Annotated in this window: 11 protein-coding genes; 1 reads left to right on the plus strand and 10 read right to left on the minus strand. The window is 71.4% G+C overall.

Going from position 1 to position 13,816, the window contains the following annotated elements; translation table 11 throughout:
* The 10 genes from EAD98_RS19530 to EAD98_RS19575 all read right to left on the minus strand — a co-directional run.
* The coding region (locus EAD98_RS19530) for a PH domain-containing protein (protein WP_233583893.1) at positions 1-561 on the minus strand (561 nt) is incomplete at its 3' end.
* 106 nt (positions 562-667) lie between these two features.
* Positions 668-1,645 carry a hypothetical protein gene (locus EAD98_RS19535; RefSeq protein WP_121655491.1) on the minus strand — a complete coding sequence of 326 codons (978 nt, stop codon included), beginning with the start codon at positions 1,643-1,645 and terminating at the stop codon, positions 668-670.
* A gap of 32 nt (positions 1,646-1,677) precedes the next feature.
* Positions 1,678-3,204: a plastocyanin/azurin family copper-binding protein gene (locus EAD98_RS19540; protein WP_121655492.1), complete on the minus strand. Its 1,527-nt coding sequence runs from the start codon at positions 3,202-3,204 to the stop codon at positions 1,678-1,680.
* An 8-nt stretch (positions 3,205-3,212) separates the two neighbouring features.
* Complete coding sequence (locus EAD98_RS19545) at positions 3,213-7,148, minus strand: ThuA domain-containing protein (RefSeq protein ID WP_121655493.1); 3,936 nt, start codon at positions 7,146-7,148, stop codon at positions 3,213-3,215.
* A 23-nt stretch (positions 7,149-7,171) separates the two neighbouring features.
* Positions 7,172-8,176 (minus strand): multicopper oxidase domain-containing protein, encoded by a 1,005-nt coding sequence (locus EAD98_RS19550; RefSeq protein ID WP_121655494.1) that lies wholly within the window; start codon positions 8,174-8,176, stop codon positions 7,172-7,174.
* 335 nt (positions 8,177-8,511) lie between these two features.
* Positions 8,512-9,243, minus strand: a complete 732-nt coding sequence (locus EAD98_RS19555; RefSeq protein WP_233583894.1) for a hypothetical protein — start codon at positions 9,241-9,243, stop codon at positions 8,512-8,514.
* Complete coding sequence (locus tag EAD98_RS19560) at positions 9,237-10,823, minus strand: hypothetical protein (RefSeq protein WP_121655495.1); 1,587 nt, start codon at positions 10,821-10,823, stop codon at positions 9,237-9,239. The genes EAD98_RS19555 and EAD98_RS19560 overlap by 7 nt, the downstream gene beginning before the upstream one ends.
* Positions 10,820-11,707: an ATP-binding cassette domain-containing protein gene (locus EAD98_RS19565; RefSeq protein WP_121655496.1), complete on the minus strand. Its 888-nt coding sequence runs from the start codon at positions 11,705-11,707 to the stop codon at positions 10,820-10,822. Before EAD98_RS19565 ends, EAD98_RS19560 begins: the two co-directional genes overlap by 4 nt.
* A gap of 18 nt (positions 11,708-11,725) precedes the next feature.
* Complete coding sequence (locus EAD98_RS19570; RefSeq protein WP_121655497.1) at positions 11,726-12,610, minus strand: zf-HC2 domain-containing protein; 885 nt, start codon at positions 12,608-12,610, stop codon at positions 11,726-11,728.
* Entirely contained in the window at positions 12,607-13,176 is a 570-nt protein-coding gene (locus EAD98_RS19575) for an RNA polymerase sigma factor (protein WP_233583895.1), read from the minus strand. Before EAD98_RS19575 ends, EAD98_RS19570 begins: the two co-directional genes overlap by 4 nt.
* 390 nt (positions 13,177-13,566) lie before the next feature.
* On the opposite strand from EAD98_RS19575, the gene EAD98_RS19580 reads away from it, so the two are divergent.
* Entirely contained in the window at positions 13,567-13,749 is a 183-nt protein-coding gene (locus tag EAD98_RS19580) for a hypothetical protein (RefSeq protein WP_121655498.1), read from the plus strand.
* Positions 13,750-13,816: the final 67 nt, after the last annotated feature.

Here is a 13,816-nt window from a genome sequence, read left to right on the forward strand (position 1 = left end):
GGGCTGGGCTGGTTGGCCGGTGACCGGCGCCTGCCCCTGGCGCTGCGCCTCGCGAAGGTGTGTCCGCAGCGTCGTTAGGATCTCGTCGTAGTGTTCCGGCCAGGTGGCCAGCCGGCCCAGTTCGGGCCGGAACGTGAACGGCCGGAAGAGGTCGCCGCGCTGCAGCGGTGTCTGGATCGAGACGCCGTCGGTCCGTTCGATGACGATCGCCGACCGGCCCATGTCGAGACCCGCGATGGTGGCGACGCCACTGTGGATGTCCGCGACCGACGCCCAGGGCACCGTCGTTGTCCGCAGCAGGGATCGGGACCGGACGCCAGCAGCACTGACGTAGACCCCGAGCATGGCCTGCCGTGCCGTGACGGCGGTGACAACGGCGAGCCACATCCCGAAGAGGATCGCCAACGGCGTCGGCATCTGCTCGTGCATGGGCGTGATCACGAAGAGGGTGGCGAAGCCAACCACCCCGAACAGCCCCAGTACCGCGAAGCCGGTCGCCGCGTCGAGTGCGTACGGCCGTTGCCATCTGCGCATGCCGCCATGGTGACCGGCGGCGTCCACCGCGACACCGGGGAAGATCGACGAGGTGGACGCGGGGCAGCACCACGTTGAACAGGCCACGCGGGGCCACGGGCCGAAACGCCCGTGACCCCGCGCGGGGAACTACCTAGAGACGCGCCGCGCCAGCCGCGACGGCCTCCTGCGTGGCCGACGCGCGGCGAGCCTCGGCCCGCTGCTCTCCGGCGTCCTCCCGGTCAGCGACGGCCGCCCGGGCCATCCGGGACGTGCCCGCAGCCGCCTGGTCACCGGTCACGCCGCCGCGGATCCGGTTGTTGTCGGCCACCTGGGCGACCGGGTTGTTGGAGGTCAGGGTCAACCTGCCGTCGATGATGTTGTCGTCGACGGTGACGCCGCCGGTGGTGTTCGTGACGCTGACGTCCCGGCCCCAGTAGCCCCCGGAGGCGCAACTGTCGAGGGTGCCGTTCGGGCCGAGCTGGACAGCGCCCAGGTTGCCCGCGAAGGTCGCCAGGCCGCGGACCGCGCTGCCGCACACGACGCTGCCGGTGGCGCTGTTCAGCACGGACAGCGTGCCGTCGACGAACGAGTCGTGCACATCGGTGTAGTACGTGCCGGTGGTGCTGAGGTTGCGCTCCACCTGGGTGCCGCGGTCGAGCCGGACCTCACCGGCGCCGGCGTTGACGGTCCCGACGATCGTGGACTGCTCGACGAACAGGAAACTGTCGATGGTCGCGGCGCCCTTCGGCCGCACGGTCACGTTGCCGGTCTGGGCGTCTCGCAGGAAGGCGCCGTAGCCGCCGGCGGCCAGCACCACCTGACCGGCGATCGTCGTGTCGGTGGCGTCCAGGTAGCCGTCCGCGGCGACGCGTACCTCGCCGCTGACGGTGCCACCGATGACCACCAGGTTGCCGCCGGCGGCGACGGTGACGTTGCCGGTGATCGTGGTGCCGGTCAGGGCGCAGGACTCACCGGCCGGCACGTACAGGTCGTTGGGCACCGTCACCGCACCGCCGGTGCCGATGCAGTGGGTGACCAGGTCGGCGTGCGCGCTGGGCGCCACCGCCAGCACCGAGGCGGTGATGACGGCACTCACGGTGGCCAGCTTGGCGACGGTACGTCTGGGCATCGCTGTACTCCCTGTCGATGAGGTTCGGTGACTCATGCGCCGACGTCCGATCGGGCTGCGGCCCGGACGATGGCGCCCTGCTGCCGCAGGGTGAGGGTGCCGCCGGCCACCAGGGTCGCGGTGACCGCTTCGACGTGCCGGACGAAGTCGGCGTGCCCGGGGTAGGCGGCGTCTTCGTCGATCAGGTCGTTGATGGTGCAGCCGTTGCCGGTGTCGACGTTGGCGACGCCGGTGTCGTCACCGTCGATGATCACCCTGGCCCGGGTGTCCGAGTCGGGGCAGGCGTCGGTGCCGTCCGCCACCACCGTGAACGTGGTCGACTGCTCCGCGGCGGCGTTCCCGGCGACGTCCGTCGCCCGGTAGCGCAGGGTGTGCGCCCCGGTGGCACGGACGGAGACGGGATTGGCGTACGCGGTCCAGGCGCCCGTGTCGAGCGCGTACTCGACGGAGGCGACACCTGAGTCGTCGTCGGTCGCCGTGATGGTCACGGTCGCACCGCCCACGTACGCGCCGTCGTCGTTCTGCTCGCCGGTGACCGTGGCGGACACCGTGGGCGGGGTGGTGTCCTCGGCCTGCGGCTCGACCACGGTGAAGTGGGCCATCTGCTCGGCCGACGTGTTCCCGGCGACGTCGGTCGCCCGGTAGTGCAGCATGTGCATGCCGACGTCGTCGACCACGACCGGTTCGGAGTACGCGGTGAAGGCCGCCCCGTCCAACGAGTACTCGATCGTGGCGACGCCGGACTGCGCGTCGGTGGCGGCCAGCGTGGCGGTGGCCGTACCGATGTAGTTGCCGTCGCCGTCCTGATCGCCGGCAAGGTCGGCCGTCACCACCGGTGGGGTGGTGTCCTCCTGGCTCGGCTCGACGATCCGGAACGACACCGAGCCGACCTCGCTGGTGTTGCCGGCCTGGTCGGTGGCCCGGAACTGCACCGAGTGGTCGCCGATCGCGGTGACCGGCACGGGCTGTCTGTACGGCAGGAAGCTGGTGTCGTCGATCTGGTACTCGACGGTCTCCACGCCCGATCCGGCGTCGGTGGCCGTGACGGTCACCGTGGCCGTACCGATGTAGTTGCCGTCCTGGTCGCGGTCGCCGGCCACCGTGGCGGAGACTGCCGGCGGTGTGGTGTCGTCGCCTCCACCGCCGTCGGTGACCACCAGCTCGCCGACCATCTGGCTGTGGCCGGGGATGGAGCAGAAGTAGCGGTACCTGCCCGGCGTCAGGGTCACCGTCGCCTGGTGCCGTCCGTTGTTCACGTCGAACGGGTTGGCCAGGATGTTCAGCGTGACGTCGTGGTTGTAGCCGTCGGTGGTGGTGTCGAAGGTCAGCGTGTGCGGCATCCCGGTGGTGTTGCCGGTGGCCGCGCTGTTCTCCCAGATGATCGTGGTCGCACCGGCGACCGCCGTGGTCGGCGCGGACTTGTAGCGGGTGATGTCGTCGTCGGCGGTCCAGGTCAGCACCTGGTCCGCGACGCTCGGTGCGGCGGAGGCGGGCGCGCCGGCAAACGGGGTCACCGTGAGCAGGAGCGCCGCCAGCGCAGCCGTCAGTCGTCGGATCATGGTTTCTCCTAGAGCTCGCGCACGCGGATGTTGCGGAACTCGATCAGATCGTTGTCGCCGTGGTTCTGAAGTCCGATGAAGCCGCTGAGGAACTGCCGCAGATCGGTCGGCGGGTCACCGGCGCGCGAGGACTGCTTGCCCGGCGTGTTGTCGAACTCGTTGATCACCACGCCGTTGCGGATCATCGTGTAGTGCTGCCCGACCACGCGGATCTCGTAGTCGTTCCACTGGTCCTTCGGGGTGACGCCGGCCTGGGCGAGCGGCACCGGGTCGAAGTTGTAGACCGAGCCGGTCTTCTGCGGCTCGCCGGTCTCACCGTCGTAGATCTGGATCTCGTGGCCGCAGTAGATCGCCACCCAGGCCGGTGAGGTCCGGGCGGACCCGACCGTGCCGCAGCTGCCCGCCGGGCGCTGCTCCAGGGGGATCCGCGGGTCCGGGAACCGGGTGAAGACGCCGCTGTTGGCCCGGCCGGTGCCCGGCGCGATGTCGCGGAACTGCACCTTCAGCGAGAAGTCGGCGAGTTCCTTCGTGTGCCAGAGCATGCCCAGGCCGCCGCTGGAGCGCAGCGAGCCGTCCGGCTGGATGCCGAACGATCCGGACGGCGCCTGCTGCCAGCCGAGCAGCGACTCGGCGGTGCCGTCGAAGAGCGGCTCGTACCCGGTGCGACCATCCCGGCCGATGTCGGACGCGGCGGCCAGGCGGGTCAGCGTGCCGGCTTCGCGGGCGGAGAGCAGGCCGTCGTCCTGGAGCGTGTCGGTCACCGCGGTCACGTGCCGGACGAAGCTGTTGTGGTCGGCCCAGGTGCTCTCGTCGTCGATCAGGTCGTTGCTGGTGCAGCCCTGCCCGACCGTGCGGCTGGGCACCTTGGTGTCCGTGTCCCCGAGCCACACGGTGGCCCGGTTGTCCGGCACCGCGCAGCCCACCGTGACCGTGGTCTGCACCGTCGCCGTCTCCCCGTCGGCGTACGTGACGGTGAGCTTCGCGGTGTAGGTGCCGACCCGGGCGTACGTGTGCCGAGGGTTCGCCTCGGTCGACGTGGCGCCGTCGCCGAACTCCCACCGGTAGCTGACGCCACCGGATCGGGAACCGTTGAAGGCCATGGTCAGGGGCTTGTTCTGCACGGCGACCGAGCTGGCGGCCGGCGCCGGGGTCGGTGCGCCGCCGGTGTAGGTGATCCGGATCAGCTTCTGGTTGGGGTGCAGGCTGAAGAAGCCGCCTCCGTAGTCCAGCAGGTAGAGCGCGCCGTCCGGCCCGAACTTGGCGTCCATCCAGCTCTGCAGCCGGGCGTCGCCGTTGCCGCCGGGGATGATGGCCCGCAGCGACTCGGCGAACACCGGCGGGGCCGCGGTGGGCACGCCCGCCGGGTCGACGGTGACCGCGATGCGGTTGTTCGGGTTCGACTGGTCACCGATGAGCCACTTGCCGTCCCAGTGCGCCGGCCACGCCACACCGCTGTTCGTGTCGACCAGATCGCGGTGGTAGGTCGGCCCGGACATGATGGCCTGGCCGCCGCCGCGCAGGTACGGCTGGGTGTAGGTGGCGTCGGCGGCGACATAGGTCGGGAGGTCGCTGCCGTCCGTCCGCTCCGGGAACACCGGGCCGCCGCCGTCCGGCGAGTACCAGATCATGTTGTCCCGGGCCGGCGGGATGTCCGCCAGGCCGGTGTTGCGCGGCGACTCGTTCTTCAGGTTGTCGCAGTCGTACCAGCCGGTCAGCACGGTCGCGTCGGTGCTGCTGCGGTCCCGGTACGGCTGCCGGTTGCCCATGCAGTACGGCCAGCCATGGTTGCCGGCCGAGGTGATGATGGTGGCCGTCTCGTACTTGGCCGGGCCCAGCGTCGGGCTGGGTGACGAGGCGTCGGGCCCCACCCAGCCGGCCGTCAGCCACTGGTGCTTCGGGTCGATCTGAAGGCGGGCGATGTTCCGTACGCCCATCACGTAGATCTCCGGTCGGGTCTTCTCGGTGCCCGGCGGGAACAGGTTGCCCTCCGGAATGGTGTACGTGCCGTCGGGCTCCGGGTGAATTCGGATGATCTTGCCGGCGAGGTCGTTGGTGTTGCCCGACGTGCGGCGGGCGTCCTGGAACGAGATCCCCTGGTACTCCTGGGTCCAGTTGTTGCCGGAGTAGCCCTGCGATCCTTCGGAGGAGTTGTTGTCACCCGACCCGACGTACAGGTTGCCCTTGGCGTCGAACGCCATGCCGCCGCCGGCGTGGCAGCAGCTGTGGATCTGCACCGGGAACTTCAGCAGGTCCTTGCGGGTGGCCTGGTCGATGGTCTGGGCTTCGCGGTCGTAGGTGAACCGGGAGACGGTCCGCTGCCCGACCCGCTGCACCCGGTCGATCGACTCGTGCGGCATCCAGTAGACGTAGAGCCAGCCGTTCTCGGCGAACTTCGGGTCCGGCACGATGCCGAGCAGACCCTCCTCGTTCTTCACCAGTTCCGAGCCGCTGCCCCGGTTGCCCATCACCTCCAGGGTGGTGAGCAGCTTGGCCTGCTTGGTGCGCGGGTCCCACGAGTGGATGGTGCCGCAGCCCAGGCCGACGTTCGGGTTGTTCCAGTCCGCGACGGGGCCGCTCGGGCAGGCCGCCTTGCCGACGTAGAAGACCGTGCCGTCCGGCGCGATCGTCAGGCCGTGCGGCTCGCCGATCTGGTCCAGCTGCCCGGTCTGGTTGGCCGCGGTCAGCCGCTCCACCTTGTAGTTCGCGGCGATCGTCGCCTGGCAGTCACCGCGCTCCAGGCCGGTGGTCCACTTGAGCGCGCCGGTCAGGTGCGTGCGGAACGCGGCCTCGCCGTAGCTGCCCTCGGTGTGGCCCATGCCGGTGTAGAACGACCGGCCGCCGTCGTAGTCCCGGCACCAGGACACCGGGTGGAACGGCCCGTTGGCGCCCGGTCCCGGGTTGTAGTGCCGCTCCTCGACCTGCGCGACGGTGTGCACCGTGCCGATCGGGTTCGGGTCCCAGTTCTCCCAGCGGTCCGAGCGGGTGAGCGTCATCGGCAGCGACGCCGTGGCCGGGTGGTTCCGGTCCAGGATGTTGACGACCGCCCGGTTCACCGCGGGCGGCTCCGGTGGCGCGGTGCTGCCGGTGAACAGGCGCAGGTCGGCGAGCTGGGTCAGCGGTTCGCCGCTGTTCGCCGTGATGTTCAGCCGGAAGTGCTTGAACTCCTGCGGCGTGGCGATGTCGAACCGGCGGGTCTGGAACCGCTCCGCGAAGGTCTGGCCGGTGCGCCGGTCCAGGTCGGACCAGTTCTGGCCGTCCGTGGAGCCCTGCAGGGTCCAGTCCTTCGGGTCCCGGCCGGAGGAGTCGTTGGCCGAGGTCAGCGCGTACCCGGTGATCCGCTTGGCGGCGCTCAGCTCGTACGCCACCCAGGCCGTCGGGGTGCGGACGAGCCACTTGGTGCCGGAGTCGCCGTCGGTCAGCTTCTCCTTGGTCTCGTTCGGCGGGTTCTCGCCGCTGGCGGTCACCCGGGCCACCGGCTCGGCCACCGGGATGGCGCCCGCCGGGCGGGTGCCGATCAGACCGGTGAACCAGGCGGAGTCGACCTGCGCGCGGGCCGCGTCGGCGATGCCGACGAAACCGCCGCCGGACTTCATGTAGCTCTGCAGCGCGGCTTCCTGGTCACGGTTGAGCGCGGCGCCCGTCGCGGAGAGGAAAACCACGCTGCGGTACGCGGACAGCCCGGCCGTGGTGAAGACGGCCGGGTCCGTGGTAGCGGTGACAACGATGTCATTGTCTGCGCCAAGATCCTTGATCGCTTCCGCGGCGCGGGCGACCGGGTCCTGCTGCTCCGCCACCGGCCCGTGGAAGACGAGGACCGCCGTCCTGTCCTCCTGCGCCGCCTTCGGCGCGGGTGCCGCCTGCGGTGCGGCCGCTGCCGGTGTGCCCGGCAGCATCATCGCGATGACCGCTGCCGCGGCGAGGGTTCGTCGTAGTTGTCTTGTCATCCCCGTCCCCACTTTCGATTCGCTCAGCTGCTGTGCGTGTGGGTGTGGCCCTGGAATCTGTGGATGGCCTCTTCCGCGCCCGGCGGCATGCTGCCGTCGGCGTTGCGCACCAGGAAGATCCCGGCCATGCCGCCGTCGGAGTGGGACTGCACGTGGCAGTGGTACATCCACGCGCCGGGCCCGACGCCCTCCCCGGCGAGCACCTGGAACCCGAACGAGCTGCCCGGGTTGAGGTCCTTGTTGTCGATCACGAGGCTGGGGTCGGCCGGGCCCTCGAGCATCCCGGTGCGGTTGTCCGCCCAGCGGTGCGCGTGCAGGTGGAAGGTGTGGAAGGTGCCGCCGTGCCCGATGGCGAGCCACTCCACCCGCTGGCCCAGGTTCGCCTCGAACATCGGCGTGTCGGGCGCCATCCGGTTGTTGATCATCATGTCGTTGAACACGACCGTGTACTGCTTCTCCGGCAGGATGTCGCCGCGACGCCGCACGATCAGCGCGCCGTACAGCCCCTTGGCCACCCCGGCGGTGCCGTGGTCGGTGCCCATCGCGTGGTCGTGGTAGTGCCAGTAGCCGGCGCTGCCCGGCATGAAGCGCCGACCGGACGCGAGGAACATCTCCCGCGAGCGCCACACGTACGTCCGGGTCTCGCCCGGATTGTTGAACGAGGCGTTGAGGGGGCTGCCGTCCGAGTCGGTGCTGTAGTCCACCCCGTGTGGATGGATGGACAGCCGCTGGCTGGTGGTGTTGACCAGGGTGATCTCCAGGGTGTCGCCCTCGTAGATCTCCAGCACCGGCCCGGGCACGGTGGCCTGGCCGGGCGCCAGGCCGTACCCGAACAGCCCGCCGGGCAGCTGTTCGGCGTAGATGGTGACCTTCTTGGTGATGCCGGCCACGGCCTGGGCCGGACTGCCGCTGAAGGGGACGCCGACCGTGGAGGCGGTCACGCCGACAGCGCCGGCGGCCAGCACTCCGGTGGCCATCAGGGATCTGCGGGACAGGGGGCGTTGGGAGCCGACGGGATTGTTGTCCATGAGACTCCGTTCTCGACCGGGTCAAGCCGCGACAGGGCAGAGTGCGACGACCGTCGAGCAACGGAGGGACGGCCCGCGAGCTCATGAGTCGCCGCGACTTTGCTCGGAAGACTCAGAACTTTCGACTGATGACATCAATCTATGTATCGATTCGACGAAAGTAAAGATCCTTCGATGGAAATGCTGCTGCCGGCGACGGTTGCCGCCCGCTGACCAGCACTTCTGCCGCCTGCCCCTCGGCGGCGGCGGATGACGACGATGCCCCCGTCCGGCCGGACGGGGGCATCGTCAGGACGCGCGGCGCGGGCCCGTGGGGACGTTCGGGGATGACCGGATCAGGCCACGGATCGTCGCGACCGCGCCTCGTGCTCGGCGGTCGCCGGCACCTGCTCGGCGGCCGGTCCGGCCACCGCCGGCGACCGGCGCCGCCGGCGGTGCCCCGCCTCGCCCAGGAGGCTGGCCAGGACGACCACCGCCCCGACAAGGAGGACCAGCCAGAACCACCGCGAGGCGTCCCACCGCGTCGACCCCGGCCCGGCGAACGGCTGCACGTCGTCCGGCAGCAGGGTCACGGCCGTCGTCGCGAGCAGCAGGCCGGGCATGGCCGCCAGCCCGCCGTGGGTGGGGGCGGAGACCCGGACCGCGACCGCCGCGAATGCCAGGGTCGTCACCAGAAGGGCCGTCGCCTCCAGAGCGAGACCCCCGACCGGCAGGTACGGCCGGGCCTCCGCCGGCACCGCCGCCCGGCAGAGCAGCAGCGCACCGAGCCAGACCGCCACCAGGGGAAGGGCGGACAGCGCGATCCGCGTCAGGCGGACCAGGAGGTTGGACGTGGGGGTCACCTGCGTCGTCGGGCTGGCCGGGTCGTCCAGTGCGAAGGCCACGCCGAGCGCCACGGTCACCGACACCACCCTGATCAGGGTGACCGCGTACGGGATCTCCATCCGGTAGGAGACCGCCAGCGGCAGCACGGCGAGCACGAGGGCCAGCACGCCGCAGAGCACCGGCGGAGCCTTCCGGCTCGCCCGGAACACGTGGGGCAGCAACGCCCGCACCGTCGTCAGCATCGGGCGCCCTCGGCCGCTGGGCCCAGCACCCGCGTGCCCAGCAGGCTCGCCGCCCGCTCGGTGCCGGTCTCCGGCCGGGTCAGTTCGGCCCAGTTGGCGATCACCTGCTGAGCAACCTGGTCTGCCGGCCTGTCCAGCAGCGACCTGACCACCGAGACCTCCTGCCGACCGATCGACAGCCCGAGCGACGAGTCCAGCAGCGGAAGGACCACGCTGCCGCCGGTCCGCGGCAACAGGCTGCGCAGCGCCGCGGTCGTCTCCTCGGTCGCCGTGGCGGCGAGCCACAGCACCAGCACCGCACGGGATCGGCAGACGGACAGGGCCGAGGCCTCGGTCGGCGGCTCGCCGGTGACCACCCGCGCGGCGAAGTGCCCGGCGAAGCTGAGCATCGCGTCCCCGCCGATCTGGTCCGTGCCCCACTTCGTGCCGACCGGCACCGCGCCCGGCGTACCGGCCCGCGCGTCGTCCGCCGCCCAGACGGCGAGCGGCGGCGAGATGCTGACCGAACTGGTGGTGGCGCCGAACAGGAGGCGCTGCCGGACGACGTACCGGTCGGCGGCCCTGTCGGGAGGAGTGTGCCCGAGCATTCCGCCGACCAGCGTCGACCACTGGTCGATACGGCCCTCGAAGTCGCGGAAGGCGCAGTAGGTGACCCTGCCCACCGTCCGACACGTCTGCTGCGCCGAAGGCTCCCGTTCGGCGACCGACCGCCGGGCGGCCACGTCCCCGGGCACCGTGACCGACTGCCCCGCCCCGGCGACCACGGCCAGCACCGTGGTGACTCCCACCGCCGTCACCCCGATCCGCCGGTCGACGCCGCTGCGGGCCAGGGCCACCGCGCAGCACACCGCGGCGCAGGCGGCCAGGTAGACCAGGTGGGCCGTCACGGGCCGGTGCATGAGGTCCGCCGGCAGGGGCGGTTCGAACTCGTCCTCGATCGCGACGAGACCCCACCACTTGAGCATCGGCCGGCCCAGCGTGACCGCGCCCACGAGCGTGAAGATCGCCATGCCGAGGATCACCAGGGGGCCGACGGCGACCATCGAGGTCAGCCTTCCCACGGCGACGCCGGCGACCCCGGCGAGCAGGACGATCAGTGGCCCGGTGACCAGCTCCAGCAGGGACGGTCGCCCGACCGCTCCGGGCGCGGCGGCGAGGTGGGCGACACGTGCGCCGACGAGGAGCCCGCTGAGCATCGCCAACGGCAGCGGCGCGAGAAGCTGCGCGAGGGTACGCCGCCACGGCGCCAGCGCGAGCAGGTCGGTGACCGCGGCGACGCCGGACCGCTGCGCCCGGGTGAGGGCCAGGTTGCTCGCGATGAACGCCCCGGCGGCGACCAGCAGCAGCGGCACCTGGGAGTACCGGTCCTCGTCCTGGAGGACGGGGTAGCGGTGCGCGAGGCCGCCGGTGCCCCACTCGTATGCCCACAGGGCGAGGTAGAGGAGGAGGCCGGTCAGCACCGCCGGATGACGCAGCAGCCGGACGGCCTCGATCCGGAAGAGAGCGCTGACCGCGCCACGGGGGCGGGGCGTCACCGGCGGCCGCGAGGTGGGCGCCGGCGCCAGGCTGGTCCCGGTCACGCCGCGACCTCCGTGGCGGCGGACGGGTCGAGCAGCAGCAGGTAACCGTCTTCGAGGGTGGCGGGGACGAGGTCGGCAGCCGCGGGAGGGACGCCGATGTTGCGGACCGTGCCCACTCCGGTGCGCCAGGCCGCCACCGCCTGCGGACTGCGTTCGGCGCTGTGCCAGACCCGGTTCTCGGCCAGCGCCGTCAACTGTGGGGGTGGGCCGTCGAAGCGGACGACGCCCCGGTCCAGCACGATCACCCGGTGGCACAGGGCCGAGACGTCCTCGGTCTGATGGGTGGAGAGCAGGACGACCCGGCCCTCGCCGAGATCCGCGATCAGCTCACGGAACCGGAGGCGCTGTTCGGGGTCGAGCCCGACGGTCGGCTCGTCGAGGATGAGCACGCGCGGATCGCCCACGATGGCGGCGGCGAGGGCCACGCGCTGCCGCATCCCGCCGGACAGCGCCTTGATCCGCTTGCCCCGGTCGTCGCTGAGGCCGACCGCCGCCAGCACCCGGAGGGTCTCGTCCCGGCGCTGCCGGCGATCGGTGATCTCCTTGAGGATCGCGACGTAGTCGATGAACTCGTACGCGGTGAAGTTCGGGAAGAAGCCCGGCTGCTGCGGCAGGTAACCCATCCGCCTGCGGGTCGCCAGCCGGCCGGCGGTCGTGAGCGGATCGGTGTCGAGGATCCGCACGGTGCCCGCATCCGGCGGCATCGCGGTGGCGAGAATCCGCAACAGCGACGTCTTGCCCGCGCCGTTCGGCCCGAGCAGCCCGGTCACCCCCTCGCCGGCGGTGAACGAGACCCCGGCGAGAGCCGTGTGCCGCCGGTACCGCAGGGTCAGCCCGTCAACGGCGACGAGCTGCCCCGGCGTCGTTTCCGCGGGATGCGACATTCGGGTCCTCCGAGCTGGTCAGGGGGTCAGGACGACGGTGGGCTGTTGGTCGAATCGGCGGCGGGCCAGCGCCAGACCGACGGCCGCGGCCACGGCCACCACGCTCACCGCCGCCTGACCGGTGGCGGTGAGCAGGAGCGACCGGCCGTCGGCGAAGTGGGTCGTGGCGAAGAGCAGGGCCAGCCAGCCGGCGCCGGTCACCGCGGCGGCCACGACCGGGTCGAGCCGCGCGGTCATCGCCAGGGTGACCAGCGTCAGCGCGAGCATCGGAAGCAGCCAGGCGAGGGTCGCGGGACCGCTGCGGGGCAGCACCAGGCTGGCGGCCGCGGCCAGGCCGGCCGCCACCCCCAGGACCGCGGCGGTACGCAGAAGCGCGAGCCGCAGCCCGTGCACGGGCGCCACCAGGGTGATCTCGTACGTCGGGTCGAACCGGCGTCCGAAGGAGACGGCGACGCCGAGCACCGGAAGCATGGGCGAGATCGCGAGCAGGAGCAGCGACGGGGAGTCCAGCGGCGACAACCGGGCCACGAGGGCGGCGGTGAAGAGCACGAGCCCCGCCGCGATGGTCCAGGATCGGCGCAGCGCGGGGGTGGCGGCGACCAGCCGGGCGGTCTCCGGGGACACCCCGCACCAGATCAGGGCCCGCTCCGCGGGGCCGCGGCGCGGCTCGTCGAGGGTTTCGTCGATGGCCGACCACAGCCGCTCGTAGCGGGTCGGCGGCGACAGCCGGGTCAGCTCCTGCCGGCATTCGGGGCATCCGTCGACGTGCCCCTCGACGCCGGCCAGGGCGGCGGCGGGCAGGTGGCCGTCGACGTACTCCCGCAGCACCTCGGCGGCGACGTGCCCGCCCGGCGGGGTCGCCGCGTCCCGCAGGTCACGCCCTCGGTCGCCCGGCCTGGTCATGCCAGCTCCGCACGTAGCCGTCGACGGGCCCGCTGCACGCGGGTCTTGACCGTTCCGACCGGCACCCCGAGAAGCCGCGCGGCCTCCTCCATGGTCAGGCCGTCCACCGCGGTGACCCGGAGGGCGGTCTGCTGGTCGACCGGGAGCCGGGACAACGCCTGCGCCGGCTCTCCGCAGCCGAGTGCGTCGAGGATGGAGTCCTCCGCCGACGGCTCGTGCGGGAGGCGCTGGCCGAAGAGCCGGCGTTGCAGCCGGGCGCGCAGCCCGGCGCCTCGCTGGAGGTCGACCAGACGCCGGTACCCGATCCGCCAGAGCCACCCGGCGACGTCATCGACGTCGTCGCGGGGCGGTCGGCTCCAGATCGAGACGAAGACGTCCTGGATCACGTCGTCGATGACCGCGCCGTCCGCGCAGCGGTGACCGAGGCGGGCGGCGAGCCACGGGGCGTACCTGCGGTACAGCTCGGCGCAGGCGTGCCGGTCGCGCTCGGCGATGCCACGCACGAGGTGCGCATCGCTGGGCGGCTCCCGCCGGTCTGCCATCACATACCCCTCGTCGTTCGCCATGGCCGACATGGTTCGGTCCGTCAGTGTGACACCGATCACATAAATTCGTCGACGATCTCCCCGGCTTTCGTTTCGTTCACCTTGCCCACCTTTCCCTGGTCAGTTGTCGGTCAGCTTTCAGTCAGCGACGCGATCCGCCGATCAGAGGATCATGCAAAGTGAATCAGAATATTGTCCACGCTGAAAGTTTCATTGCTGCGCATCGATTAAACACGTACTTTCCGAGGGTCTGTCACACGGGGTGGCAGGCGAACGGGAGGAGTGCTCGTGAGAGTCCGAGCCAGAGGCAGAAAAGCGGCGGCCGTCGGCGCTGTCGCGGCAGGCCTGATCGCGACCGTCGGAGCGGCGCCGGCCTACGCCGGCAATGCTCCAAGCTGTGTCGCGGTCTGGGTGTCGCAGGGAACGGTCACGCAGACCGGCTACGCGCGCAACGACTGCGGCTCCAACGTCCGCATCAAGATCTCCTGGAACTTCGGGGCCGACGGAGCCTGCTGGACCGTCGAACCGGGCTACCAGATCTCGTCGAAGGTGGCCCGGGTTCCCCGGGTCTTCAACGGCGCGGACAACTGCTGATCCGGCACTTCCAGGAGCCTTCGGTCGGCGGTCGAGCCGCCGACCGAAGGCTCCACCCGTTGTGCCC

It is taken from the genome of Micromonospora sp. CV4, from assembly GCF_003667455.1.
Lineage (GTDB): Bacteria > Actinomycetota > Actinomycetes > Mycobacteriales > Micromonosporaceae > Micromonospora.